Raw genomic sequence first — 24,930 nt, 5'->3', positions numbered from 1 at the left:
GACTGGGTTCTACATTACAACCCGCCAGGTAGCGACCACTCCCCTATTGCCTTCGTAAGCTATCAGTGTAAAATCATCGGGCTTTGAAAGCGCCTGTGATACCCGAAGCGATTGAAGCCTACCGCGACCAGACGTGGCGGCGCGCTGCCGACCTGCGCGTCGAAACGGCTGTGGATGCCGAGCGCTTGATTGAAGCCGCGGGTTTCTGTGCGGCGATGACTGACGCGCGGCGCGGCGGCCCGTCACTTTACGTCGCGGTCTGCGGACGGCGCGACGCCTTCATGCCGCGCAACGTCCAGAAAGACCCTGAAAGCAGTCTCTCCTGGGTGCTCAAAGACGAGGTGATGCGGCGCGGCATGGTCTATTACGCGAAGCTCGCCAAAGGGCGCGCGACCTTTGTGGCGCGTCGCCTGGTGCCACACTTCAATGCGCTCTGGGGGGTGCCGCGGCGGCGCGAAGGCGAGGCGTTTTCCGACGACGCCCGCGCCATCTTGAAAGTGCTGCGCCGCGAATGGGAGATGGCCACTTGCGACCTGCGCATGGAATCGGGCATCACCGACCGCGCCCGCTTTACTCGCGCAATGGACGAGCTGCAACGCACTTTCAAAGTCATCCCCGCCGAAGTCTTGTACGAGCCCTGGTTCACCTACATCTGGATGCTGGCCGAGGGCCGATTCGCCGACGAGCTGGCCGTGAAAGTGAGGCGCGAGGTGGCGCTCAAAGAAGTGGCGCGGGCTTTCCTGAACGGTGCAGGCATGACGGTGCGCGGCGAGCTGGCGCGCTTGAGCGGGCTGTCGCGCCCGGACGCCGGCCTTGGCAACCAGGCGCTCGTCAAAGAAGGGTACGCCGAACGCCTGGCTGAAGGCGTCTACCAGTTGAGCGATTTCGCGGAGCGCCGGCAATCAATAGATTGAAGCTGACCGCCTTCTGAAACGACAGCTCCGTAGGAGCGCAATGTCGCTATTGCGCCCCTACGGAGCTTGATGAATAAACCGACCCGGTGACGATAAATATCACGCTCCTAACGGAGCTGACTTTTCTGACACGCTCTATAAACATGACGTCCCTAGCGGGACTTCTCAGAATCACTCTCAGGCTGCCACTTGTATTCCATGTAATGCGCGGTCTGCGCGGCGGCTTCGCGCCCCAGCAGCTTGTCAACGACGTGCAGCGATGCGTCAATCCCCGCCGAGACGCCGGCAGCGGTGATGATTTTGCCATTGTCAACGAAGCGGCGATTTTCCAGCACCGTCGTCTTTGGCGCTTCCTGCCGCAGAGAAGCGATGGCGCTCCAGTGCGTCGTCGCTTCGCGCCCATCGAGCAGGCCGGCTTTCGCCAGCAGGAACGCGCCGGTGCAGACCGACATCACCACTTCGGCCTTTTGCGACGATTGCTTGATCCAGTTGATCACTGCCGGGTCGCCGAGCGGAACATCGGTTCTGCCGCCCGGCAGGATGACCACATCCGGCGGCGGGCAATTGGCAAAGGTATATTGCGGCTTGATGGTCAGGAAGCCCTGGCTAGTGACCTCGCCTGCCGAGGCCGCGACCGTGTAAACGTCGAACGCCTGGCGGTGATCGGCGGCGGCGAAGACTTCGCCCGGCCCGGAGAAATCGAGCAGCTCGACGCCTTCGTGAATCAGAATCGCTACCTTGCGTTTGGCTTTCATTGTTGCCGCCTCGCCCGACGGTGCCGCCGTCCGCGAAGAAGAGGCGTCGGCGGTCGGCGAATCGAGCGCCCCCACCATCAGGAAAGATGTAAAGCCGATCATGGCGATCAGCCCCAGAATTGCCAGTGAGAAAAGTAATCGCTTGAACATACAGCCCTCCGCAACCAGCAAAGCAAGAGGGAGAGGCGACTATGAATCGCCCCTCCCTGTCGTGCCGGTTATTCGGCCCTGAGCGCCAGCATCGGGTCAATCGCCGTCACCCGGCGGGCCGGCAGCAGGCACGCCAGCATCGCCACCGCGACCAGCACCGCGGCGACCGCAATGAAGGTCAGCGGGTCGCCCGGCTTGACCGCGAACAACAGCGACGACATCATCCGCGCAAGCAAAAACGCGCCCACCGCGCCGGCAGCCAGCCCGAGGCCAACCAGCGTCATCCCTTGCCGCACGACCATGAGAATGACATTTCTGGAAGTGGCTCCCAGAGCCATTCTCACGCCGATCTCGTGCGTTCGCTGGGTGACCGTCAGCGCCATCACGCCGGCAATTCCCGCCGCCGTGATGACCATCGCCAGCGCCGCAAACAATCCGAGCAGCAGCGCCGTCACGCGCGGCGAGGCTAAGGATTCATCGCGCACCCGCTCAAGCGTCTGCACATTATCAACGGCGGTTTCGGGGTCTACGTCATAGACCGTCTGCCGCAGCATTTGCGCCATGGCCATCGGCGCGGTCGCCGTGCGCACCAGCAATTGGCCGACGCCGGGATTCTGCGCGTGCGGCGTGTAAAGCTCGGCGGTCGGCTCGTGGTCGAGGCCGTACTGCTTGACATCTCCGACGACGCCGACAATCTTCAGCCAGTGTTCGCCGCGGTCAAAGGTGACGCGCCGATCAATCGGGTCTTCGTCGCCCCAGTACTGCCGCGCCAGCGTCTGGTTGATGATGGCGACGCGCGGCGCTTTGTCGTTATCGTTTTCGACAAACGCCCGGCCTTTGACCAGCGGCAGGCGGATCGTCTCGAAGTAATCGGGCGTCACCGTCCGCGTGTCGGCAGTCAAAGGCGGCGCGCCGCTCTCCTGCGGTCGGCTTTCGATCTCGAAAGTCTGCGAGAAAGGCCCGAAGCGGATGCTGTTGGCGTTCAGCGGATAGGTCGAGCCGAGCGCCGCCGACAGCACGCCGGGCTGCGCCTTGACGCGGTCGAGCAGCCGCAGCATGAAGTCGCGATACTGCTCGGTCGTCGCATGGCGCGACCAGTTCGAGCTGACGCGCATGGTCAAGACACTCTCAGGGTTGAAGCCGGGGTTGACCGCTTGCAGCTTGACCAGGCTACGCAGCATCAGCCCCGCGCCGATCAGTAGCATAAACGACAAGGCGACCTGCGCCACCACTAGCAAGCTGCGGGCGCGGTGACGCATGGCGCCCGCCGTCGTGCGGCTGTTTTCCTTGAGCGCCCCGGCAAGGTTTCTGTCCGAGCCGAGCGCCGGCAGCAAGCCAAAGATGATGCCTGTGCCGAGCGAAACTACGAGCGTGAACAATAATACAAAACCGTCAATGCTGATCTCGTGAGCGCGCGGCGTAAAGCGCTCCGCAAAGTTGACGAGCAACTGCAAGCCCCAGGCGGCGACCAGCAAGCCGACGGCGCCGCCGGCCATCGCCAGTAGCGTGCTTTCGGTGAGCATCTGGCGGACCAGCCGCCCGCGCCCCGCGCCCATCGCGGCGCGTATGGCCATCTCGCGCTCGCGCCGCATCAGCCGCGCCAGTGTAAGGTTCGCCACATTGGCGCAGGCGATCAGCAGCACCAGGCCGGCGGTGCCGAGCAGGATCAAAAACGTCGGCTTCGCCCGCCGCGTCAGTTCTTCCTGCAAGGGCGCCAGGGTCGCCGCATAGCCGCGATTTTCGGGATAGGCGTCCGGGTAAGCCTTCTGCAAATTGCCGGCGATGCCCGATAGCTCGGCGCGCGCCTGCTCGACGGTCGCCCCCGGTTTCAGCTTGCCGAAGACGTTCATCATGCGAAACGTGCGGTTGGCGATGAAGCGATCCGACGAGCGCGTCGGGCAAGCCACGGTCGGCATATAGACATCGCTTTCGCTCGGGTACTGCGGGATCGGCGGCAGTACGCCGATGACCGTGTGCGGCTTGTCATTCATGCGAAAGACGCGGCCGACGATGTTCGGGTCGCCCTTGTATTGCTGCTTCCAGTAGTTGTAGCTGAGGACCAGCACGGCGTCGGCGCCTTTCTCGTCGTCGCTCGGCAGGAAGGTGCGCCCGTAGAGCGCCTGGATGCCGAGCATGTCGAAGAAGTTCGCCGAGACCACTGCCGTCTGCACGCGCTGCGCCTCTTCGCCGCCGAGTAAGATAAACGACATGGAGTGATGCTCGACCACCTGATCGAGGGTCTGCGCCTGCTCGCGATAGTCGTTGATCTCTTTAACCGAAAAGCCCATGTCTTCGACGCGGGCGAGCGGCGCTTGCTGATGCAGGATGACCAGCCGGTTGCCGTCCGCATAAGGCAGCGGGCGCATCAGCACGCCGTAGATGACGCTGAAGATAGCGGTGTTGGCGCCAATCCCTAAGGCCAACGTCAGCAGCGCCACGAGCGTGAAACCGGGATTGCGCCTGAGAACCCGCGCCCCATAGCGCAGGTCTTGCAGCGAGGTTTCGATCAAGCGCCCGCCGCGCGCATCGCGGCACTGTTCCTTGGTCAGCTCGACGCCGCCAAAGCTGCGCAGCGCCGCCTGACGGGCCGCCGACTCGCTCAAGCCGCGGGCGCGGTTTTTACGGGTTTCCATTTCGAGGTGAAAGCGCAGCTCGGCGTCCATCTCACTCTCTCTCTGGTTGCGGCGCAAGACGGCCTGCGTGATGCGCGAAAGTTTTCTGAACATCTAACCAACCTCCGGCTAAGTTGCTTGGAGCACTTGCGTGATCGCTGTCGAGAGCCGCCTCCAGTTTTCCTCTTCTTCGGCAAGTTGTTTGCGCCCGGCGCGAGTGAGCGAATAATACTTCGCCTGGCGGTTGTTATCAGAGCTGCCCCACTCGGTCGCCACCCAGCCTTTCTCTTCAAGCCGGTAGAGCGCCGGATAAAGCGAGCCCTGATTGACATTAAGCACGCCGTCCGAAATCTGCTGGATGCGCTGCGCGATGCCCCAGCCATGCTCCGGCTCAAGGGCCAGCGTCTTCAGGATCAGCATGTCGAGCGTGCCTTGCAGCAAGTCGGACTTCTGCTTCGCCAGGTCGGAGTTTTGCTTGGCCATGAATCCCCCCTAGACTTTCTACAGGAAGCGAGTGTAGACCGCCTCCTGTAGATTGTCAAGGGGAAAGACGGAGGCTAGTCGTCGAGGGCCGAGAGGACTTGCTGGCGGGTGCGGCTGACCAGCTCGGCGACGTTGTCGCGCGCATAGCCGGTGGTCGGGATGGGGTCGTGGATGGTCAGTCGCACGGTCGAAGGGTGTACTTCGATTTTGGCCTTCGGCATGATGCGCGTGGCGCCGGCGACCGTCACCGGGACGATGGGAACGCCCGCCTCGATGGCCATCATGAAGGCGCCCTTCTTAAACGGCAGCAGGCGGCCATCGGGCGAGCGCGTGCCTTCGGGATAGACCACGTAGGACTTGCCGCGGCGCAGCATCTCGGTCGCCACCTTGGCGCTTTCGACCGCCGACGGGCTGTTGCTGCGATCAACCGGGACGACGCCCATCAGGCCGATGCCGTAACCGAAGATCGGGTATTTGAAGACCTCTTTCTTGGCCAGGTAGCCCGGATTGCGCCCGAGGTAGGTGACGAACAGCGGCACTTCGATCAGGCTCTGATGATTCGGCGTGAAGATGTACGCCTGCGCCGGGTCGAGATGGTCGCGGCCCGTGACTTCGACCTTGACGCCGACTAGCCGGAGACCGAGCCGCACGAAGACGCGCACCGGCGCGTAGATCATGTTCTCGTTGCCGGTCAGCAGCCGCAGGGCGATCAGGAACGGCGCCAGCAGGCCGATGGCCGTGAACCAGAAGGCCAGTAAAAAAATTCCGCGCCAGCGCGCCATCGTCAAAGCGTTTCCTCTTTGGGATGAATTCAACCCTGGCGCCGGCCACCGCGCCAGCCTTCAGCCGCGGTCGCGCCAATTAGCGCAAGCCTAACAGATGTGCTAGGCTCTTTCCATCTTGAGCGCCGGGCGCCGCCCGCGCAATTCAACCTTGAGGAGCATCAACGCCGATGATGCCACGCTCTCGCCACCTTTACACACTGCCGCTGGCCGCGCTGCTGCTTGGCCTGACGGCGGCGACCGTGCCGGCCCGACAAACGGCCGACCTTAAAGCGGCGCACCTGGCTTCGGCTACAGAAGCCGCCGCCGTGCCGTCGCCGCGCGAGGTGCTCGGCTTTGCGCCGGGCGACGACCGCAAGCTCGCCGACTGGTCGCAAATCGTCGCTTACTTCAAGCGGCTCGGCGAAACGTCGGCGCGCGTCTCGGTGCATCAGCCGGGACTGACGACCGAGCGCCGCCCGTTCATCGTCGCCATCATCTCGTCGGAAGAAAACATTCGCGACTTGCCGCGCATCCGCGAAGCCCAGCGCCGGCTCGCCGACCCGCGCTTGATCAGTAGCCGCGAAGAGCGCGAGCGGCTGATCCGCGCGACGCCTGCGGTCGTCGCCATCACCTGCTCGATTCATTCGACCGAAATCGTCGCTTCGCAGATGTCAATGGAGCTGGCTTACAGGCTGGCGAGCGACGACGCGCCGGCGACCAGAGAGATGCTGCGCCGCACGGTGCTGGTGCTGGTGCCTTCGGTCAATCCGGACGGCATAGATATCGTCACCAACTGGTATCGCAAGACGCTCGGCACGAAATACGAAGGCAGCAGCCCGCCTGTGCTCTATCATCACTACACCGGCCACGACGACAACCGCGACTGGTTCATGCTGACGCAGGTCGAAACGCAGATCGTCTCGGCGCTCTTCTGGCGCGAGTGGTTTCCCGAAGTCGTCTACGACGTGCATCAGCAGGGGCAGTTCGGCTCGCGCATGTGCGTGCCGCCGTTCTTCGACCCGTCGAACCCGAACATCGATCCGACGATCTTGCGCACGGTCGGCGCGCTCGGCTCGCAGATGGCGCTGAATCTTCAAGCCGCCGGGTTCAAAGGCATCGTCACGAATTCAACTTATGACACGTGGTGGCACGGCGGCTTGCGTACCGCGCCTTACTATCACAATGCCGTCGGCATATTGACCGAAGCCGCGTCGGTGAACATCGCCACGCCGATGGAGATCAAGCGCGAGCAGTTGCGCTCGCCGACGCGCGGCCTCGCTGATCCGCTGGTGGCGGCGACCAATTATCCAGACCCGTGGCAGGGCGGCGCGTGGACGATGCGCGACATACTGAACATGGAACTGGTGACGACGCGCACGGCGCTCGAAGAAGCGGCGCTGCATCACGATGAGTATGTTCGTAATTTCGTGGCGGTCGCCGAGCGCGCCATCGAAGCCGGCAAGCATGACGCGCCGTATGCTTACGTCGTGCCTGCGGGGCAACACGATCAGCCGACCGCCGACAAGATGATCGACATCCTGATTCAGCAGGGCGTCGAAGCACACCGCGCGAAATCTGACTTCACGATTGATGGCAAGAAGTACGCGGCGGGAAGTTATGTGATCCTGCTCGCACAACCTTACCGCGCGAACGTGAAATGCTTGTTCGAAGCGCAGCATTATCCCGACCGCCGCATCTATCCGGGCGGCCCTGCCGAGCAGCCTTACGACGTGGCCGGCTGGACACTGCCGATGACGATGGGTGTTGATTACGCCGAAGCGGGCAAGCCGTTCGATGCGGACTTAGAAAAGCTCAACCACGAATTTGCCAACCTCCGCAGCGTCTCGTGGATGACAGGTCCGGCGATGCGGTTCTTTGTCTCAGCCGATGCCAATAAAACTTTTGATTTCGTCAATGCGCTCTTCAGCTCGCCGTATAAAGTCTGGGTTTCGAGGCTTGCGCAGGCAGTGAGTGCTGGTGGAAGAGAGTACCCGGCGGGAACCTTCGTTGTGAGCGGCGAATCAACAGGCGTTCAAAGTAAACCAACTAGACCTGCGCGGACGGAATCAAAGATTCGGGCTTTCACGAACAGTATTTCATCCATTGCTGTGACGCGAAACGTCAGGCTGGAGCGTGTACCCGATAAAGACTCCCCCAGCAATCTGCCTGCTGTTGCCAAGCCCGTCATCAAGCCGCGACTGGCGCTCTATCGTAGCTGGGTGGCTTCGATGGATGAAGGCTGGACGCGATGGGTGCTTGAGCAGTTCGGCTTCGATTACAAGAACGTCTATGACGCAGACGTGCGCGCCGGCAATCTCAAAGAGAAGTTTGATGTCGTCATCCTGCCCGACCAATCCATGCAACAGATCGTCAGCGGCAACCGCGCCGGCTCGTATCCCGAAGAATACACCGGCGGCATCGGCGAAGAGGGAGTCGCGGCGCTGCGCCGTTTCGTCGAAGCCGGCGGCGTGCTGGTCTGTCTCGACTCGGCGACGGAGCTGGCGTTAAAACGTTTTGAGCTGCCGGTGAAGAATGCGCTCGATGGCGTGCGCCGCGACCAGTTCTACGCGCCCGGCTCGATCTTCCGCGCCGCCATTGATACCACAAGCCCGATTGCTTACGGGATGCCGGCGGAAGCCGACCTCTATTTCGTCAGCGGCGCGCGACGCGAGCGCGGCACTGATACGGAAGCGCCGCGCCCCGGTACCGCGCGCCCTGAGGCGGCCCCGACCGAAGCCCGGCGCCCGCCGGCGATGGCTGACGGCGCCAGCAATCTCGTCAGCGCCTTTGCCTTCGAGATTACCGACGCCGAGCGTGCGCGCTCCGTTGCGCGTTACGTTGACGGCAACCCGCTGCGCTCCGGGTGGCTGCTCGGCCCGCAGTTCATCGCCGGCAAATCAGCACTGGTTGATGTCACGCTGGGCAAAGGCCGCGTCGTGCTTTTCGGCTTTCGCACACAGCACCGCGCCCAGACCTGGGGCACCTTCAAGCTGCTGTTCAATGCCATCATGCTCGGTGGCACAAAGTAGCCGGCTCAGCGATAAAGCGCTCGTTGCGACAGAAAAGCAAAGGCGCTGGCCGCGATGACAGGCTGGCCAGCGCCTTGTCGATGGATGAAGTGTGGCGAGACCCGCTTCGTCAATTCGTCGGCGGCGCCTCGGCCTTCAGACGCACGGCCGTCATCGTGGCATGGATAGAGAAGACCTCTGTGCCGTTGGTGTCGAAGACCTCAACGAACTGCGTGCCCGTGAATTTATCACCGGCGCCGCTGAGGGTGATCGTGTCGCGCACCTTGGCGGTGCCGAACGGGGAGCCGTCTTTTGAGTTGAATAGAAATGCCAGGTGCGTGGCAATGAATTTGCCGAGGCCAATGCGCTGCCACACGCCCTGATCGGGCGTGCCGATTGGGTCGGGTGTCAGCAGGAACTGGTTGGTGTCGATGAGCGTGCCCTGTGTGTCATCCCGGCCCGGCATGAAAGTGAACAGCACTTTTATCACCGTGCCATCCTCGAAGGTCACGGTCGCCAGCCAGGTGCCTTCGAGCTGGGTGCTGGCGCTGGCGGCGACGTCGCCTTTAGCGCGCTCGGGTTGCAAGCCGTCGCTCTGCATCTCCATCTCGGCGGGCGGTGATTGCATTGGCACGACCACGGTATTGCGCTCGAAATATTTTTTCCACAGCATTCCGCGGTCATTGGTCTGCGCCGAGGCCGCGACGGCCAGCAGCGCGGTAAACAGGCAGACTGCAAAGATTCGTTTCGTGTTCATGAAGATTTCTCCTTTCGTCAATCGTTGAATGAGGATGCCTGTACAGCATTCACTTCAGCTTGAGTAATGAGTTAAGACAAACGAGCCGCAGCCCGTCGCCGGCTTCGACGGCGTGCAGGTGCGTCGCTTCAATGGCGTCGTAGATGGCCCCTAGCTCGCGGTCGGCGACAATGGCCGCGTCGGCGGCGGTGACGACTTGCACTTCCTCGTCACAGGCGGCGCACCAGCGGCGGGCGCGGCTCGTCGGTTGGCGGATGACCAGCAGCCGTTCGCTCTCAAAGGTGATGCGGGTCGTGCGTTTCGTCACGCTGCCTCCTGTTTCGTTCTCGCTGGTCGGTGGTACGAGCCGCCGACGGCTGCTAGAATGAGCCGCGCGCCGCGTCCGCTCGATTCGCTCACGCTGCTCACGACACAGCGCAGGGTACGCGAATCCCCGCAGCGAAATCTTGCGTAAACACAGAAAAAGTTCGGAAAAGCGTTTGGAATGAGTTTGGAACGAACTCGGAATGAACCTGGATGACGCCTATGATGAAGCCGGCAAAGCGCTTATTTGAATTCGGCCCGTACCGCGTGGATGCCGCCGACCGCCTGCTGTTGAAGCGCGGTCAGGTCGTGCCGCTGCCGCCGAAAGTCTTTGATATTCTGCTCGCCTTCGTCGAGCGCAGCGGGCGTGTGCTCGACAAGGACGAGCTGATGCAAGAGGTCTGGCCCGACACCTTTGTCGAGGAAGGCAATCTGGCGCGCAACATCTCGACCCTGCGGCGCGTGCTCGGCGATGGCGACGAGGGCCGGCCATACATCGAAACCATCCCGCGCCGCGGCTACCGCTTCGTCGCCAAGGTGAAAGAGCTGTCAGACGGCACGCTGATCGTGCGCGAGCGCGCCAGCGTCACCTTCGAGCATGAAGAAGAGGGCGACGCGCTGGGCGATACGGTCGCGCCGGTTATGGCGAGCGCCGCAAACGCGCCGGCAGGGCTAGAAGCTGACCGCGCCTTGTTGCCGGCGGCGACCGCCGGCGCGCTGCCGCAATCATTGATGCCGGAGCCGGTGGGTGAAGAAAAGCTCGCGCCGCAGCTTGCCGCGCCTGTGACCGCGCCGCGCCCGCGCCGCCGTCTGCTCATCGCCGTCGCCGTGGCGCTGGTCGCCGCGGCGATGGTCGCGAGCTTTGCGGTCGGCAAGCGCGCCGGCTACAACGCGCCGCCGCTGTTCCAGCAACTGACGTTTCGCAACGGCACGGTGGCCGGCGCGCGCTTTGCGCCCGATAGCCGCTTGATCGTTTACGCGGCGCTCTGGGAGGGCAAGCCGAGCGAGCTGTTCACGACGCTGCCCAGCACGCCCGAATCGCGCGCTCTCGATCTGAAAGAGATGAGCCTGCTGGCCATTTCATCAACCGGCGAGATGGCGGTGCTGCTCAAGCCGCGCATTCATTTCATCAATCAAGGCATGCTGGCGCGCATGCCATTGACCGGCGGCGCGCCGCGCGAAGTGCTGCCGGGCGTTTCGGAAGCCGACTGGTCGCCGGACGGCAAAGAGCTGGCGGTGATTCATTACGAAAAGGGCAAGTGCCGCCTGGAATATCCGATTGGCAATCTGCTTTACGAGCACGACACGTCCGGCTGGCTGAGCGATATTCGCGTCTCGCCCGCGGGCGACCGCATTGCCTTCATCGATCACCCGGTCGCGCGCTTCGACGATTATGGCGTGGTGATGGTGGTTGATCTCAAGGGCAACAGTCGCAAGCTGTCGCGGGCCTACCTGAGCGCGCGCGGGCTGGCGTGGTCGCCCGCCGGCGATGAAATCTGGTTCACCGCCGACGAAGACACCGCTAACCATGCTCTGCGGGCCGTCAGCTTGAAGGGCAGCGAGCGATTGCTGGCGCGGGCGCCGGGCCGCTTGAATCTACAGGATGTTAGCCGTGACGGGCGGCTGCTGATGACTCGCGACGACGCCCGCATCGGCATGATGACGCTGGCGCCGGGCGAAACTGCCGAGCGCGACCTGTCGTGGCTCGACGGCTCGTGGCTGCGCGACCTCTCGCCCGATGGCCGCACGCTGCTGTTTGACGAAGAGAACACCGCCAGCGACAAAACGCCGACGGTTTACATGCGCCGGACGGACGGCTCGCCGGCAGTCAAGCTCGGCGACGGCAATGCCATGTCGCTGTCGCCGGATGGCCGCTGGGCGCTCGCGAGCCAGCGTTACACCTCGCCGCCGCGCTTCGTGCTGCTGCCGACCGGCGCCGGCGAGATGAAAGTGATTGATTCGGGCGACATCGAATGGCGCGAGAACGGCATGTGGTTTCCCGATTCGCGGCGCGTCGTGCTGATGGGCAAAGCGCCGGGCCACGAGCGGCGCAGCTACGTCTACGACCTTGAGCGCAACGAGCTGCGCCCGCTGACCGCCGAGGGCACGGTCGTCATGCTGCTTGCGCCCGACGGCAAGCACATGCTTGTGGGCGAGACCGGCAGTGGCAATCAGAAGTCCGAGGTGCGGGCGCTCGACGGCGGCGACGCGCGCCCCTTCACGGCGCTTGCGGACACGGATATTCCGCTCAGTTGGGCGGCGGATAATCAGGCGATTTTTGCGGCGCAGCGCGGCCTGCCGGTCAAGGTCTTCAAGATCAACCTGACGACCGGCAAGCGCGAGCTATGGAAAGAGATCATGCACCCGGACCCCGCGGGACTGCTCTACACCAGCGTCTCGGCAATCACGCCCAACGGCCGTGCCTATGGCTACACGTATTTTCGCGTGCTGTCGCAGGTCTATCTAGTGGAGAATGTGAAATAGGTGAGCGCAAAAAATATAAGCCGCCGATGACATTTGCCACCGGCGGCTCGTCATTCATGACTTAGAGCCACGCCCCCTTGTGCCTCTATGCCCTGAACGTTTTTCAGTCTGTCGCTTCTCTTAGTATTACTGCTTTGCTCCGAGTGTCTGCTCACCGCTCGTGAGAGTGCTTTGAATGGAAGGCAGGGCCCCCATCCTCCCTTCCATCCGCCGCATTTAGTTCAGCATCCTACAGTTACTCTGAGCAGAAGAGGTTTCTTTCAAACTGTCGAATCTGCTAGAACCGCGTTTACCTTGAGCAATGCTTGTGCCAACGCTCAAGCGATTCTTGAGCGAAATCAACAGTGGCTTTTCACTTGTCAGCTTATCCCTTCTCGCTTAAAGAACTACTTTCACTCTCGTCAGTTCAAGAGGGCAAAAAGCTAACAAAATTCGGCACTTCGCATTCACAAATTGTGTCACCGGCCCCGCCGCCGCCTGCCCCAAAGTGGGAGCGCCGGGGCCTGAGGTCGAAAATTTTCTAACGTGATGAATGTTACATATTGCTTGCGGACAGAATTTGCCACACCCGACTGACAGTTTGTCAGCACTGACGACGGTTGCGGTTGCGGTGCGGCTGCCGGCAACGGATAATAGCCAGCGTACCCCATATTCACCTGACAAAGGAGCGAGCGATGAGTTGTCCAGAGACCGAGCATTTCGTTAGCAATTGGAACCGCATTCACAAGCAGACGGCGCGGGCGCTGGCCGCCGCCCCCGTAGACCAGCTCGACTGGCGACCGCGTGAAGGCATGTTTACCTTGCGTGAGCTGGTTCGCCATATCCCCGAAGCCGAATCGGCCATCGTTCACACGGCGCTGGCCGGCACCATGCAGAAAGGCGACCTGGACCTGTCGTCGGCCAGCGTCGAAGAGATCGTCCGCGCTTACAAAGAGAGTCACGAGCGGCTGGCGGCGGAAGTCGCCAAGCTGACGCTTGAGCAGTTGAACGAAGACATCGAAGCCTTTGGCCGAAAGATGCACCGCGTCGTCCTGCTCTGGGGCATGACCGAGCACGAGATTCATCATCGCGGCCAGCTCTACACCTATTACCGGCTGGCCGGCATCGAGCCGCCGCCGCTTTATGCTTGAAGCTGCCAACTGGCAACGACGCGTCGCCGAGGGTAACCGATGAGCCGAAAAAAAGCGTCGCCGAAACCTGCTCGTCGCGTCGCCGACAGCGAGCCCGCCCGCGCCGAGAAGTTCGAGCAGGCGTTCGAGCAGATCTATCGCATCGTCCTGAAGATTCCGCGCGGGCGAGTGATGACCTATGGGCAGATCGCCCGCCTGATGGACGACCGCTACAGCCCGCGGCTGGTCGGCTGGGCGATGCATGCGGTGCCGCGGGACGCGCGCAATATTCCCTGGCATCGGGTCATCAATTCGAAAGGCGGCATCTCGACGGGCCGCGTCATCATTCAGGAGCCGCAACTGCAACGCTACTTGCTCGAAGCCGAAGGCGTCGTCTTCGATGGGCGCGGCCACTGCGACCTGAGCGTTTATCAATGGTCGCCGGCGCGGCGCAAAGCCGGCGGCCAGTCACTGAACCCGTCGCGCCAGACCGCCGCCAAACCCCGGTCGAAAACAGGAAAAAAGAGATGAATGTGTCACCGGAGCGCGAACAGATGATTCGCGAAAAGTTCGAGACGAACCACTTCCCGCGCCTGCTCGGCATCGAGATTGACAGCATCGAGCCGGGCCGCGCCGTCCTCAGCCTTGAGGTGCGCACCGAGCTGAAGCAGTTGCAGGGCGTGATGCATGGCGGCGCCATCGCTTCGTTGATCGACACGGCAGTCGCCTTTGCTATCATCGGCGCGTCCGAGCCGCAAGACCGCTTCACGACGGTCGAGATGAAGGTCAATTACCTGTCGGCCATCCGCGAAGGCCGCGTCCGCGCCGAAGCGCGGCTGGTGCGCGACGGTCGCCGCATCATCGTTGCCGACTGTGATGTCTTCGACGACAAAGGTCGGCTGGCTGCCAAAGGCTTGCTGACTTACATCCGCTTGAATGAGCGCGGCAGCAAAGGGGGCGACGCGGCGACGCAGTGACACGGCGAGAACGAGAGACCTGGACAAACGCTTCATCTTTCGCCGCGTCGCCGTGTCGCTGCGTCTTCCTTTCGCGGTCTGTCGCCAGTCGCTAGAATCTCAGTGTGGCGGAAGCAGCAAGCAGATGGGTTGAATGTTTATGACTCCGTTTCGCAGGCTCGTCAGCTATTTCAAGCCCTATAAGCGCACGATCATCTTCGGCACGGCTTGTGTCTTTATGACCAACGTCTTCAAGCTCGTGACCCCGGACTTCGTGCGCCGCGCGACCGACGCGCTCAGCGCACATGGGACAAACGTCAGCCTGTTGAAATACGGCGCGCTGATCGTCCTGGCCACCGTGACGCAAGGCGTCTTTCTCTTCACACAGCGGCGCTTGCTCATCAATATGTCGCGCCACATCGAGTACGATCTGCGCAACGATTTCTATCACCATCTGCAACGCCTGCCGTTCGAGTTTTATCAAACGCACCGCACCGGCGACCTGATGGCGCGGGCCACCAACGATCTCAGCGCCGTGCGCATGATCGTCGGCCCGGCCTTGATGTATTCGCTGAACACCGTCTTCGCGATGGCCTTGCTGGTGCCGCTAATGGCGACGATCAGCTGGCGGCTGACGCTGCTGGCCTTCCTGTCTATGCCGCTGGTGGCGACGGCGACGCACTATTTTTCGCAACGCATCCACGACCGCTTCGAGCAGGTGCAGGATTATTTCGGCCATGTCTCGAACCGCGCCCAGGAATCGCTCGCCGGTGTGCGCGTCATTCGCGCTTACACGCAGGAAGATGCCGAGGTCGAGCGTTTTCGCGAAGTCAACTATAAATTCGTCAACCGCAACCTGAGCTTGATCAAGCTGTCGGGCATCTTCCACCCGATCTTGCAATTCTTCATCGGCCTCGGCTTCATCGCCGTGCTGTGGTACGGCGGCGGGCTGGTCATTCGCGAAAACGCCGCGCCCGGCACGGGCATTTCCATTGGCCAGTTCGTGCAGTTCACGCTTTATCTCGGCTATCTGATCTGGCCGATGATTGCATTGGGGTGGGTGATTAATATCTTTCAGCGCGGTATGGCTTCGATGGGCCGAATGAACGAGGTGTTGACGACCGAGCCGCTGATCGCCGACAGCGACGCGACGCGCGACATTCGCACCATCGATGGCGAAATCGAGTTCCGCCATTTGACGTTCACCTATGACGGCGCGGCCCGCCCGTCGCTCGAAGGCGTTGACCTGCGCATCGCTCCCGGGATGACTGTGGCATTTGTCGGCGCGGTCGGCTCCGGCAAATCAACGCTGATGAATCTGGTGACGCGACTGCTCGACGCCGAGCCGGGGATGGTGTTGATCGATGGCCAGCCCATTCGCGAGATACCTCTAAGTGTTTTGCGCGGCTCAATCGGCTATGTGCCGCAGGAGACTTTTCTGTTCAGCGAAACGCTCGCCGAAAACATCGCTTTCGGCGTCGAGCGCGCCACTCGCGAAGAGATCGAGCAGGCGGCGCTGGAAGCCGGCATCGCCGACGACATCCGCGAGTTTCCCAAGGGCTTTGACACGCTGGTCGGCGAGCGCGGCATCACGCTATCGGGCGGCCAGAAGCAGCGCACGGCGATTGCCCGCGCCTTGATTCGCCGCCCGAAGATACTGATTCTCGACGACGCCTTGTCGGCGGTCGATACGTACACGGAAGAGAAGATACTGGCGCACCTGCGGCGCATCATGCGCGGGCGCACCAGCCTGATCGTTTCACACCGCGTTTCGACCGTGAAGGACGCCGACTTGATCGTTGTCCTCGACGACGGGCGCATCCGTGAGCGCGGCACGCACGATGAATTGATCGCGCTCAGTGGTTTGTATGCCGAGTTGTACGCCAAGCAGTTGCTTGAAGAGGAGCTGGCGGCGAGCTAGGGACTAAGGACTAGGGATTAGGGGCTGGAGAAAAACTCCAGTCGCCCGTCCCAAGCCTCTAGTCCCTGATCCCTGATCTTATGGCAGATTCGCATCACGAAGAAGAAGTACTGGGCAAAGCCTATGACACGCGCCTGATGCGGCGCTTGCTGAGATACCTGTGGCCGTACAAGGGCCGGGCGCTGGCGGCGCTGCTGCTGACGGTCTTGAGCGCGCCGCTGGTGCTGGCCGGGCCGCCGCTGATCAAAGCCGCCATCGATCTCTTCATGGACCCGAATCGCGACCCGGCGAAGATTGGCGGCTTTACGGCTTTTCTCAAGCACACGGCTGACCGCGTCGGCCTCGGCGACAGCCCGTATCAAGGCATCGCCTTTATTGCCATCGTCTATCTGCTGGCCAACCTCGCCGCCTTTGCCGTGCAGTACGCGCAGGCCATCATCATGCAAGCTATGGGGCAGTACATCATGTACGACCTGCGCAAAGAGGTCTTCGCGCACATGCAACGGCTGCCCGTGCAGTATTACGATCATAACCCCGTAGGCCGGCTGATGACGCGGCTGACGACGGACGTTGACGCGCTCAACGAGATGTTCACTGCCGGCGTCATCACGATCTTTGGCGATGTGGCGATGATCTTTTACATCATCATCTTCATGTTCCAGGTCAACTGGCAACTGGCGCTGGTATCGTTTTCGATCCTGCCGCTGCTGGCGGCGCTGACGACATGGTTTCGCCTAGGGGCGCGCTTGTCGTTCCGCCAGGTGCGCGTGCGAATTGCCCGCATCAACGCCTTCCTGCAAGAACACATCACCGGCATGCCAGTCGTGCAGTTGTTCAACCGCGAGCAGAAAGAGATGCGCCAGTTCGACGAGATCAACAACGCGCACCGCCAGGCCAACATCGATACGATCTTTTATTACGCCGTCTTCTACCCTGCGGTCGAGATCACCGGCGCGCTCGGCGTCGCCCTGATCATCTGGTACGGCGGCGGCCAGGTGGTGCGCGGCGTCGCCACCATCGGCACACTGGTCGCCTTCATCCAACTGGCGCGCAGCTTTTACGAGCCGATCTCGGACATCAGCGAAAAGTATAATATCTTACAATCGGCGATGGCTTCGTCCGAGCGCATCTTCAAGCTGCTCGACGAGCCGGTGACGATCCAATCGCCCGATCAGCCGGTGAAGCTAGGGCGGGCGCGCGGGCGCATCGAATTCCGCAATGTCTGGTTTGCTTATAAAGGCGAGGACTGGATTCTGAAAGACGTGTCGTTTGTCGCCGAGCCGGGCGAGCGCGTCGCCTTCGTCGGTCACACGGGGGCAGGGAAGACGACGATCACCAACCTGCTCTTGCGCTTTTATGACATCCAGCGCGGCACGATTCTGCTTGATGATGTAGACATCCGCGACATGGATCTGAAAGAGCTGCGCGCCAACTTCAGCATCGTGTTGCAGGACGTGTTCTTATTTTCCGGCGACATCGCCTCGAACATTCGCCTCGGCAACCCGAACGTCAGCGACGAGCAGTTGCGCCACGCGGCGCGCGAAGTCCACGCGGCGGATTTTATCGAGCGGCTGCCGGAAGGCTATCACACGGAGCTGCGCGAGCGCGGCGCCGGGTTATCGGTCGGGCAGAAGCAACTCATCAGTTTTGCCCGCGCCCTGGCCTTCGACCCGCGTGTCTTGATTTTGGACGAAGCCACCAGCTCGATTGACACCGAAACCGAAATCCTCATCCGCGACGCCGTCGAGCGCTTGATGGAAGGGCGCACGTCGCTGGTCATCGCCCACCGGCTGTCAACCATTCAATCGGTCGACAAGATCATCGTCATGCACAAAGGCGAGATTCGCGAGGTCGGGCGGCATCAAGACTTGCTCGCCGAGCGCGGCCTCTACTGGCGGCTCTACCAGTTGCAGTTCTATCAAGACGCCAAGCGCATGCTGAGCGAATCGGTCGCCGACGACTGAGACAATTTTGATTTTGGCTCCGACAATCCCATGCCCGAATCCGCCGGCGCTTGATTGATCAGTGCCGCTCTGTTATTTTCCGCGTCCCTGCCTCGCCGGCAGACCAGGCGGGCGAAGCAGGCGACGCCGCTATGAAATATCGTTACCGTGTACTGGCGCTGTTGTTTCTCCTGGCGATCATCACCTACCTGGATCGCATCTGCATTGCCGTCGCCGGCCCGCGCATTCAAGAAGACCTGCACCTCACTCCCGAAGCCTGGGGGTGGGTCGTTGGCGTCTTTGTGATCGCCTACGGCGCGTTCGAGATCCCCTCAGGCTACATGGGCGACCGCATCCAGCCGGTCCTCGCGGTTGTCTGCCTCGACGTTGCCCCCCGCCACGCGGGAGCGGTCACCGGCTCGATGAACACCATCGTGCAGGTCGGTTCTTTCCTGTCGTCGGTGTTGTTCGGCTATTTTGTGACGGCCTCAGGCAGTTATGATCTGCCATTAATTCCAATGGCGGTCATCCTGCTGATTGGCGCGGCGCTGTGGCTAAAGGTTGATCCGACGAAAGAGCTAGTCCCAGAGCAGCGGCCCGCATTGGCGGCTTAAGCGGTGCCTTGATAAAGCCGAACCATAGCCGGATCATCGAGCGCCGCGAGCAGGTCGGCGCAACTTCGCAGCAATGTAGGATGGATCACATCGGGCGCGATCTCGGCGAGCGGTGCGAGCACGAAGCGGCGCAGGTGCATGCACGGGTGCGGCAAGATCAACTCAGGAAGCCCGTACTCCTGCCATAGCGAACCCGCCGCGTCAGGACGTGTCGCGCAGAACACGCCGGCGAGGTGATCGCACAACAGCATATCTATATCAATGAGCCGCGGGCCGTCGGCAACCAGACGGCGGCGGCCCATGTCGCTTTCGATCTTGAGCAACTCGCCGAGCAGCAAGGCGCATTGGGCTGCCAGAGCCAGTTTCACGTCGCTGCCAAACAGCCTGGCGAGGCGGCCGGCCTCCTGGCTGTTCAACGCAAACGCCAGCCCGCGTGGCATGCGCGCCTCGATCACCTGATTCAAGAACCAGCCCTGCTCAGCATAACCAACCGGCTCGGTCTCGTAGATTGACGAGCGCCGCGTAATCGTCAGGCCAAGCGCCGCGATGCGCTCAAGGGCTTCGCCGAGGTTCGCTTCGCGGTCGCCGAGGTTTGTGCCGAGCGCCAGATAAATCGTTGCGGCGCGCACGGTGCTTTGATCATTCGCCGGCAAGTCACTGCGGTGGGCTTCGCGTGAAGTCATTGCGACAGTTATCATAGTTCTTCTATTGCTATGGCAACAACGGTCACAATCAGCAAACGCGGAGCGGAGCGAGTGCGCGCCCGCCACCTGTGGATTTATCGCAGCGACGTAAGCGACGCCACCAAAGCGCAGGGCGGTGAAGTGGTGCGGGTCACCGATACGCGCGGGCGCGTGCTGGGCCGCGCGCTCTACAGCTCGCGCTCGCTGATCGCCCTGCGCATGGTCGCCTTCGACGACGTCGAGACCGACCGCGCCTTCTGGCAGGCGCGGCTTGAAGCGGCTGAAGCCCTGCGCCAACAAGTGGTGCGCGACGCGACCGCTTACCGGCTCGTCTATGGCGAGAGCGACCTGCTGCCGTCGCTCGTCGTTGACCGCTTCAACGATTGCTTCGTCGTGCAGACGCTGTCGCAAGGCATGGACGCGCTCAAGCCGATGTGGCTAGAGTTACTGACCGAGCGCTACAGCCCGCGCGCCATCATTGAACGCAACGAAGCAAAGGTGCGTGACCTTGAAGGCTTGCCGCGCACTGCCGGTGTGCTGTACGGCGCAGACCCCGGCGAGCTGACGATTGAAGAAAGCGGCGTGCGTTTTACCGTCAACCTGCTCGAAGGCCAGAAGACCGGCGCCTTTCTCGACCAGCGCGAAAACCGCATCGCCGCCGAAAGCTATGCGCGCGGGCAGGCGCTCGATTGCTTCACCTTTCAAGGCGGCTTTGCCTTGCACCTGGCGCGCGGCGCCGAGCGCGTGACGGCGGTTGATATTTCCGGCGCGGCGATTGAGCAAGCGCGGCGCAACGCGACGCTCAACGACGCGGCGAATGTCGAATGCGTCGAGGCGAATGTGTTTGATTACCTGCGCGAGCGCGAAACGGGCGGCGAGCGCTTCGACGTGATCAATCTCGACCCGCCGGCTTTTGCCAAGAATCGCGGCGCAGTTGACGCGGCGATGCGCGGTTACAAAGAGATCAACCTGCGGGCGATGAAGCTGCTCAATCGAGGCGGCACGCTGATCACTTCGACCTGCTCGTTTCACCTGAGCGAAGACGCTTTCCTGAACGTCTTGGCCGACGCCGCGGCGGACGCGGGCCGCACCGTGCAGATCATCGAAAAGCGCGGGCAATCGCGTGACCATCCGGTGCTGGTCGCGATGCCGGAAACTTATTACCTCAAATGTCTCATCCTGTGCGTCCTGTGACGCGCCGCCGCGCCACTGATGGCGGCAGAGTTTTGTTGTAGCATTAGACTATGACCAAAGATGCGCCCGTCATTCCCGCCGCGCCGGCGTCACACCACAATGAGCGTGTTTTTCTTGAAGGCCCGCAGCCGCGCAAGTGGGAATTGTGGACGTTGCTGCGCATCACCTGGGAATTCATTCGCGGCTTTCGCACGCTGCATTTCGTCGGCCCGTGCGTGACCGTCTTCGGCTCGGCGCGATTCAAAGAGGATCACCCGTTCTACACGATGGCGCGTGAAGTCGGCAGTAAGTTGACTGACATCGGTTTCACCGTCATGACTGGCGGCGGGCCGGGGATTATGGAGGCGGCGAATCGCGGCGCCAAAGAAGCCGGCGGCATCTCCGTCGGCTGCAACATTATCTTGCCCAGAGAGCAAGCGGCCAACCCTTATCTCGATTACGTCGTCAGCTTCCGCTACTTCTTCGTCCGCAAAGTCATGCTGCTCAAGTATTCCTATGCCTTCGTCGTCATGCCGGGCGGCGTCGGCACGATGGACGAGATGTTCGAGGCGCTGACCTTGATCCAGACGCGCAAGATATTAGAGTTTCCCGTCGTGCTGATGGGCGTCGAGTACTGGCAACCGCTGCTCGATTTGTTGAAGCGCATGGTTGATGCGGCGACGATCAGCGCCGAAGATTTGAACCTCGTCAAGGTGACCGATTCGATTGATGAAGCGATGACGCACATTCAGGAGCACGCCATCAAAAAGTTCGGCCTGCGCCCCGCTTCAAAACCCTCGCGCCTCTTAGGCGAGCTGCCGCGCGCCAGCATGCCAAGCAATTGAAAGATGGGAGCGGTTTTTATCTGGATGTAGCGCAATCTGTTAGATTGCGCGAGACAGTGCGCAATCTAACAGATTGCGCTACATGACGGAAGGCGCGAAGCCTTGCAAAGACTTCGCGCCTTCCGTGACCGGCTATTTTTTTGTCTGTTCGCTACGCCTTGAATATCTCCCGCTCACTGAACTTTCGTCGCGCTATGCTTGGTTTGCGCCAGCGCCTCGCCGCCGTGAACGATGACCACGGTGCCGGTCGGCGTCAGCTCACTGAACTCCTTCGCCGCATAAACCGGGATGCGAATGCAGCCGTGACTGGCGGCCTTGGCAGGCACCGAGGCGCTGCCGTGAATCGCCACGCCGCTCAAAAAGTAGTTTGGATAATAGATTGAGCCGAGCGGCGCTTTGCGCCAGCCTTCGACCTTGCGATAAACCTTGAAGCGGCCCGTCGGCGTCACCGCGCGCCGCGTCCAGCCTTCCGAGGTAAACTCTTCACCATTACCCGACGAGATCGGCAGCACCCGCGACACCGTGCCGCTGCCATCAATGACGAACAAGACCTGCCGATCAAGGTCAGCTTCGACGTGCGCGTAGCCGGCTTCCATCGGCGTCGGGCGGCTGGCGTTGCGCAGCGCCTCAAGCTCGGCGGCGGTCAAGCGCCCGGTGCGCTCGCGACCTTCGACCTTCTGAAAAGCGACCAGCGCGTAACGCGATGCGGTGTCGAACGTGCCGTCAACCGGCCCCGTCCAGTAACCGAGGTCGGCGAGCAACTGCTCGGCTTCGAGAATCTCAGGCTTGGCAAGGCCCGCGGCCTTGATCGCCTTGCTGCTGGCGGTTGATTTGGTGTGGTTGGCCTGGGCATTGGCGGCTGCCGCGATGACGCCCAGCATCAGCGCGACGGTGATGAATCGCGCGGTGTGTTTCAAAGCAAGTAATCTCATACGCCTCCTTAGTCGCTGGCAGAAGCTGCCCTCTCTCAGTCTAGCAACTTGAACGCCAGCATTTTGTCGGCCTATGAGATGCGGAATACGGTGGCGGGTTGTCTTGGTGCCGTTCAGCCGGCGGACGAAAACCGTCCGCAAGGCAAAAGGCAAAAGGCAAAAGGCAAAAGTGGCGGAGCCGGATTATAGGCAGGAAGGGGCGACTGGCGAAATGTCCAATCCTATCTATTTAATCCCCTGCCGACCTTTTGCCTTTTGCCTTTTGCCTTTTGCCTTTGCCACCGTTCAACGAACGGTGGCGGTGACCTTGCTGGTGCCGACGTTGGACGACGAGTCGGCACAGCGGAAGGCGATCAGATGCTCACCCGGTTTATCAAAGGTGACGCGCACTTTATAGGTTTCCTGCGCCGAATCGGCCACCCCGTCCGCCGGATAAATGAGTTGCCACTGGCCGCCGTCAACGCTGTACTCGGCGCGCACGATGCGGCTGGTCGCGTCGCTGGTGTCAAAGGTGACTTCGGCCATCTGATTGCTCACCACAGGGCCTGTGACTTTAATCATCGGCGGCGTGTTGTCTATCTCGATGGGGTCGGTCGTCTCTTCGCTGCTGAGCGCCGCTTCCGCGGGGTTACCGGGCGCGTCCGTGGCGATCACTTTGAAGAGGTAGGTGCCATCGGGCAAGCGGTTGCCGTCAATCGTGTAATAGGTTTGCGGCTGGCTGTCGGCGAGCAGGTGCCATTCGTTATCGCCGATGGTGCGGTACATCACCTTGTAACTCAGCGTGTCGTCGTTCGGGTCTGTCGCCTGCCAGGTCAGCGTGCGCGCGCCCTTCTGAAAGTAGCGGCGCGGCGGCACCGACGATGCCAGGCCGAAAAGCTGTGGGTCGAGCCCCGATGTGGTAATCGCCGGATCAATCGCCAGCGGCTGCTCGGCCAGCGCAATGCCCTGCGGCAGCACGGTCGCCGAAGTGATGTCGGGCGCCTGATTGCGCGGCAAATAGGCGATGACGACCGATTGTAATTTCGCCGATGCGCTGCCACTGGCCGTGTTGCTGCGCAGCACCGCTCGCCACTGGATGAAGCGGGCGCGCGGGCTATTGATCGGGTCGCCGGTCGAAACGCGATACGGCGCGGACCACTCGCTCCAGGTCGCGTCCGGCCTTTCGGTGTTGCCGCTGCGGGTCTGCAACTCAATGTTGCCGGCGCCGCGCCAGGTGACGACGCCCCACTGACCGGCGAACTTGGTATCGCGCACAGGCGACGTGTACATCCCTTCGCTGACCGTTTCGCGCCCGATCCGGTAGAGGCGTCCGAGGTTGCTCGACGTGGCGTACAACTGATCGCCGAGCGCGAAGATGGTCGAGGTTTGATCTTCGGGCGATTGAATCAGCAAGGTGTACGAGCGGTCGTGAGCGACCTGATAAATGCGCCCTTTGCTGCCGGTGCCGACCAGCACGCGCCCGTCGGCGAGCGGGCGCAGGCCGAAGCCGACCGTGTCATTCGAGCGCCAGAGCACTTCGCTGCCGCCATCGGCGAGGATGCGAAAGACGGCGCTGCGCGAGCCATCGGCTTTGCTCTTGGATGACGTGGCGAGCGCCGAAGACACATCGGTCGCTTGCAAGACCACCGGCGCGTCGCCGTCGTCACTGGCCGAGATCGTGATGACGCCTTCACTCGAAACCGCCGTCGTTGACGAGGTGCCGATGCTGGCGGCCTTGGTCGCGGTAGCGCTTGACTGGTTGATGCCGAGCGCGTAGATCGAGCCGTCATCGGCAACCGTCAGCTTGTGAATCTCTTGCGTCGGCGAATCGAACAGGGCGAAGACTTTGCCGGCGGGCGATACGCGCAACACCAGTCCGCCGGGGTCTGTGCCGGCAATCAGGTTGCCCTGTTTGTCCAGGGCGAGCGCCACAATATTTGTTTCCGTCGTATCGGCCAGCACCGCGGCTTTGCCCGTTTGATCGATCTTGTAGATGATGCCCTTGTCGCCTGTGCCGGCGTAGAGCGTCGCGCTGCTCGCGTCATAGGCGAGCGACCAGATGTACTTGTCGGGCGGATCATAGAAGACCGACTGCTGGCCCGCCGGCGTGATCTTATAAATCTTGCCCTCGGGCGAGGTGGCGGCGTAAAGGTTCTGCTGCGCGTCGGTCGCAAGCGCCGTCACGTCGAGCTCGGGCGCGTCGTAAATCATCTGGCCGACGCCCGCGGCGGTCACTTTGAAAATCTTGCCGTCGTGGCCGGTGCCGAGATAGATGTTGCCGGCGGCGTCGGTCGTGCTCGACCAGATGTACGCCTCTTTGGTGTCGTAGACCAGCGAGTAGGCGGGCGCCAGGGTCACCGCGCCGTGTTCCGAGATCGACACGCCGCGCGCGTCGCCCTTGAGCACGTCGTCTTGCTTGGAGGTTTCCCAGAAGACCGGCCCGCTGGCGAGCGCCAGCCCGCCCATCACGAGCAGGGCAAGCGTGGCGGGCAGTAGCTTTCGTAGAACAGGGGGAATATCCATTACAAAGAATCCTTTCACATCC

Annotated in this window: 20 protein-coding genes; 11 read left to right on the top strand and 9 right to left on the bottom strand. The window is 62.0% G+C overall.

Translation table 11 applies throughout. The features are described from left to right. Positions 1–95 precede the first annotated feature (95 nt). On the top strand, positions 96–914 hold the full coding sequence (locus tag VJ464_01210) for a hypothetical protein (protein HKQ03720.1): 819 nt from the start codon (positions 96–98) through the stop codon (positions 912–914). A 152-nt stretch (positions 915–1,066) separates the two neighbouring features. Here the strand turns inward: VJ464_01210 and VJ464_01205 are convergent, their stop codons facing one another. The 4 genes from VJ464_01205 to VJ464_01190 all read right to left on the bottom strand — a co-directional run bounded on the left by VJ464_01205 (position 1,067) and on the right by VJ464_01190 (position 5,696). Next, positions 1,067–1,819 (bottom strand): DJ-1/PfpI family protein, encoded by a 753-nt coding sequence (locus VJ464_01205; protein HKQ03719.1) that lies wholly within the window; start codon positions 1,817–1,819, stop codon positions 1,067–1,069. Between the two features lie 68 nt (positions 1,820–1,887). Beyond that, positions 1,888–4,545 carry an ABC transporter permease gene (locus VJ464_01200; protein ID HKQ03718.1) on the bottom strand — a complete coding sequence of 886 codons (2,658 nt, stop codon included), beginning with the start codon at positions 4,543–4,545 and terminating at the stop codon, positions 1,888–1,890. A gap of 15 nt (positions 4,546–4,560) precedes the next feature. Beyond that, positions 4,561–4,914 carry a PadR family transcriptional regulator gene (locus VJ464_01195; GenBank protein ID HKQ03717.1) on the bottom strand — a complete coding sequence of 118 codons (354 nt, stop codon included), beginning with the start codon at positions 4,912–4,914 and terminating at the stop codon, positions 4,561–4,563. 74 nt (positions 4,915–4,988) lie between these two features. Next, complete coding sequence (locus VJ464_01190; protein ID HKQ03716.1) at positions 4,989–5,696, bottom strand: lysophospholipid acyltransferase family protein; 708 nt, start codon at positions 5,694–5,696, stop codon at positions 4,989–4,991. A gap of 170 nt (positions 5,697–5,866) precedes the next feature. On the opposite strand from VJ464_01190, the gene VJ464_01185 reads away from it, so the two are divergent. Further along, positions 5,867–8,707, top strand: coding sequence for a M14 family metallopeptidase (locus VJ464_01185; GenBank protein HKQ03715.1), 2,841 nt, complete (start codon positions 5,867–5,869; stop codon positions 8,705–8,707). Between the two features lie 109 nt (positions 8,708–8,816). On the opposite strand, the gene VJ464_01180 is transcribed toward VJ464_01185, so the two are convergent. Beyond that, positions 8,817–9,443, bottom strand: coding sequence for a hypothetical protein (locus VJ464_01180; GenBank protein ID HKQ03714.1), 627 nt, complete (start codon positions 9,441–9,443; stop codon positions 8,817–8,819). Between the two features lie 49 nt (positions 9,444–9,492). Beyond that, complete coding sequence (locus VJ464_01175; protein HKQ03713.1) at positions 9,493–9,750, bottom strand: hypothetical protein; 258 nt, start codon at positions 9,748–9,750, stop codon at positions 9,493–9,495. Positions 9,751–9,968: 218 nt separating this feature from the next. On the opposite strand from VJ464_01175, the gene VJ464_01170 reads away from it, so the two are divergent. From VJ464_01170 to VJ464_01140, 7 genes are all read left to right on the top strand, one after another. Next, positions 9,969–12,230, top strand: a complete 2,262-nt coding sequence (locus VJ464_01170) for a winged helix-turn-helix domain-containing protein (protein ID HKQ03712.1) — start codon at positions 9,969–9,971, stop codon at positions 12,228–12,230. Between the two features lie 674 nt (positions 12,231–12,904). After that, positions 12,905–13,360: a DinB family protein gene (locus VJ464_01165; GenBank protein HKQ03711.1), complete on the top strand. Its 456-nt coding sequence runs from the start codon at positions 12,905–12,907 to the stop codon at positions 13,358–13,360. Between the two features lie 39 nt (positions 13,361–13,399). Then, on the top strand, positions 13,400–13,870 hold the full coding sequence (locus VJ464_01160; GenBank protein ID HKQ03710.1) for an MGMT family protein: 471 nt from the start codon (positions 13,400–13,402) through the stop codon (positions 13,868–13,870). Then, positions 13,867–14,316: a PaaI family thioesterase gene (locus VJ464_01155; protein HKQ03709.1), complete on the top strand. Its 450-nt coding sequence runs from the start codon at positions 13,867–13,869 to the stop codon at positions 14,314–14,316. The genes VJ464_01160 and VJ464_01155 overlap by 4 nt, the downstream gene beginning before the upstream one ends. A gap of 133 nt (positions 14,317–14,449) precedes the next feature. Continuing rightward, a complete protein-coding gene (locus tag VJ464_01150) occupies positions 14,450–16,216 on the top strand; it encodes an ABC transporter ATP-binding protein (GenBank protein HKQ03708.1) in 1,767 nt (588 codons plus the stop codon). An 80-nt stretch (positions 16,217–16,296) separates the two neighbouring features. Beyond that, complete coding sequence (locus VJ464_01145) at positions 16,297–18,180, top strand: ABC transporter ATP-binding protein (GenBank protein ID HKQ03707.1); 1,884 nt, start codon at positions 16,297–16,299, stop codon at positions 18,178–18,180. A 131-nt stretch (positions 18,181–18,311) separates the two neighbouring features. Further along, positions 18,312–18,773, top strand: a complete 462-nt coding sequence (locus VJ464_01140; GenBank protein HKQ03706.1) for an MFS transporter — start codon at positions 18,312–18,314, stop codon at positions 18,771–18,773. Here the strand turns inward: VJ464_01140 and VJ464_01135 are convergent. Next, a complete protein-coding gene (locus tag VJ464_01135) occupies positions 18,770–19,456 on the bottom strand; it encodes a 2-amino-4-hydroxy-6-hydroxymethyldihydropteridine diphosphokinase (GenBank protein HKQ03705.1) in 687 nt (228 codons plus the stop codon). The genes VJ464_01140 and VJ464_01135 overlap by 4 nt on opposite strands. 30 nt (positions 19,457–19,486) lie before the next feature. Here VJ464_01135 and VJ464_01130 point away from each other — a divergent pair, with 30 nt between their 5' ends. Next, positions 19,487–20,650, top strand: coding sequence for a class I SAM-dependent rRNA methyltransferase (locus VJ464_01130; GenBank protein ID HKQ03704.1), 1,164 nt, complete (start codon positions 19,487–19,489; stop codon positions 20,648–20,650). A 50-nt stretch (positions 20,651–20,700) separates the two neighbouring features. Continuing rightward, entirely contained in the window at positions 20,701–21,474 is a 774-nt protein-coding gene (locus VJ464_01125; GenBank protein ID HKQ03703.1) for a TIGR00730 family Rossman fold protein, read from the top strand. Positions 21,475–21,647: 173 nt separating this feature from the next. Here VJ464_01125 and VJ464_01120 read toward each other — a convergent pair whose 3' ends face one another. Both VJ464_01120 and VJ464_01115 read right to left on the bottom strand, forming a co-directional pair. Then, positions 21,648–22,406 carry a L,D-transpeptidase family protein gene (locus VJ464_01120; GenBank protein ID HKQ03702.1) on the bottom strand — a complete coding sequence of 253 codons (759 nt, stop codon included), beginning with the start codon at positions 22,404–22,406 and terminating at the stop codon, positions 21,648–21,650. A 285-nt stretch (positions 22,407–22,691) separates the two neighbouring features. Further along, the gene (locus VJ464_01115) at positions 22,692–24,908 is read right to left on the bottom strand and encodes a hypothetical protein (GenBank protein HKQ03701.1); all 2,217 of its coding nucleotides are present in this window, start codon (positions 24,906–24,908) and stop codon (positions 22,692–22,694) included. Between the last annotated feature and the right edge of the window lie 22 nt (positions 24,909–24,930).

The sequence above is a fragment of the Blastocatellia bacterium genome (genome assembly GCA_035275065.1).
Lineage (GTDB): Bacteria > Acidobacteriota > Blastocatellia > UBA7656 > UBA7656 > DATENM01.
This window is presented reverse-complemented; position numbering and strand designations above follow the sequence as displayed.

Bases quoted from the DNA above. Each gene is read 5' to 3' on its own strand.
- VJ464_01205 (HKQ03719.1), bottom strand. From the start codon at position 1,819: ATGTTCAAGCGATTACTTTTCTCACTGGCAATTCTGGGGCTGATCGCC.
- VJ464_01200 (HKQ03718.1), bottom strand. From the start codon at position 4,545: ATGTTCAGAAAACTTTCGCGCATCACGCAGGCCGTCTTGCGCCGCAAC.
- VJ464_01195 (HKQ03717.1), bottom strand. From the start codon at position 4,914: ATGGCCAAGCAAAACTCCGACCTGGCGAAGCAGAAGTCCGACTTGCTG.
- VJ464_01190 (HKQ03716.1), bottom strand. From the start codon at position 5,696: ATGGCGCGCTGGCGCGGAATTTTTTTACTGGCCTTCTGGTTCACGGCC.
- VJ464_01185 (HKQ03715.1), top strand. From the start codon at position 5,867: ATGATGCCACGCTCTCGCCACCTTTACACACTGCCGCTGGCCGCGCTG.
- VJ464_01180 (HKQ03714.1), bottom strand. From the start codon at position 9,443: ATGAACACGAAACGAATCTTTGCAGTCTGCCTGTTTACCGCGCTGCTG.
- VJ464_01170 (HKQ03712.1), top strand. From the start codon at position 9,969: ATGATGAAGCCGGCAAAGCGCTTATTTGAATTCGGCCCGTACCGCGTG.
- VJ464_01165 (HKQ03711.1), top strand. From the start codon at position 12,905: ATGAGTTGTCCAGAGACCGAGCATTTCGTTAGCAATTGGAACCGCATT.
- VJ464_01160 (HKQ03710.1), top strand. From the start codon at position 13,400: ATGAGCCGAAAAAAAGCGTCGCCGAAACCTGCTCGTCGCGTCGCCGAC.
- VJ464_01155 (HKQ03709.1), top strand. From the start codon at position 13,867: ATGAATGTGTCACCGGAGCGCGAACAGATGATTCGCGAAAAGTTCGAG.
- VJ464_01150 (HKQ03708.1), top strand. From the start codon at position 14,450: ATGTTTATGACTCCGTTTCGCAGGCTCGTCAGCTATTTCAAGCCCTAT.
- VJ464_01145 (HKQ03707.1), top strand. From the start codon at position 16,297: ATGGCAGATTCGCATCACGAAGAAGAAGTACTGGGCAAAGCCTATGAC.
- VJ464_01140 (HKQ03706.1), top strand. From the start codon at position 18,312: ATGAAATATCGTTACCGTGTACTGGCGCTGTTGTTTCTCCTGGCGATC.
- VJ464_01135 (HKQ03705.1), bottom strand. From the start codon at position 19,456: ATGACTTCACGCGAAGCCCACCGCAGTGACTTGCCGGCGAATGATCAA.
- VJ464_01130 (HKQ03704.1), top strand. From the start codon at position 19,487: ATGGCAACAACGGTCACAATCAGCAAACGCGGAGCGGAGCGAGTGCGC.
- VJ464_01125 (HKQ03703.1), top strand. From the start codon at position 20,701: ATGACCAAAGATGCGCCCGTCATTCCCGCCGCGCCGGCGTCACACCAC.
- VJ464_01120 (HKQ03702.1), bottom strand. From the start codon at position 22,406: ATGAGATTACTTGCTTTGAAACACACCGCGCGATTCATCACCGTCGCG.
- VJ464_01115 (HKQ03701.1), bottom strand. From the start codon at position 24,908: ATGGATATTCCCCCTGTTCTACGAAAGCTACTGCCCGCCACGCTTGCC.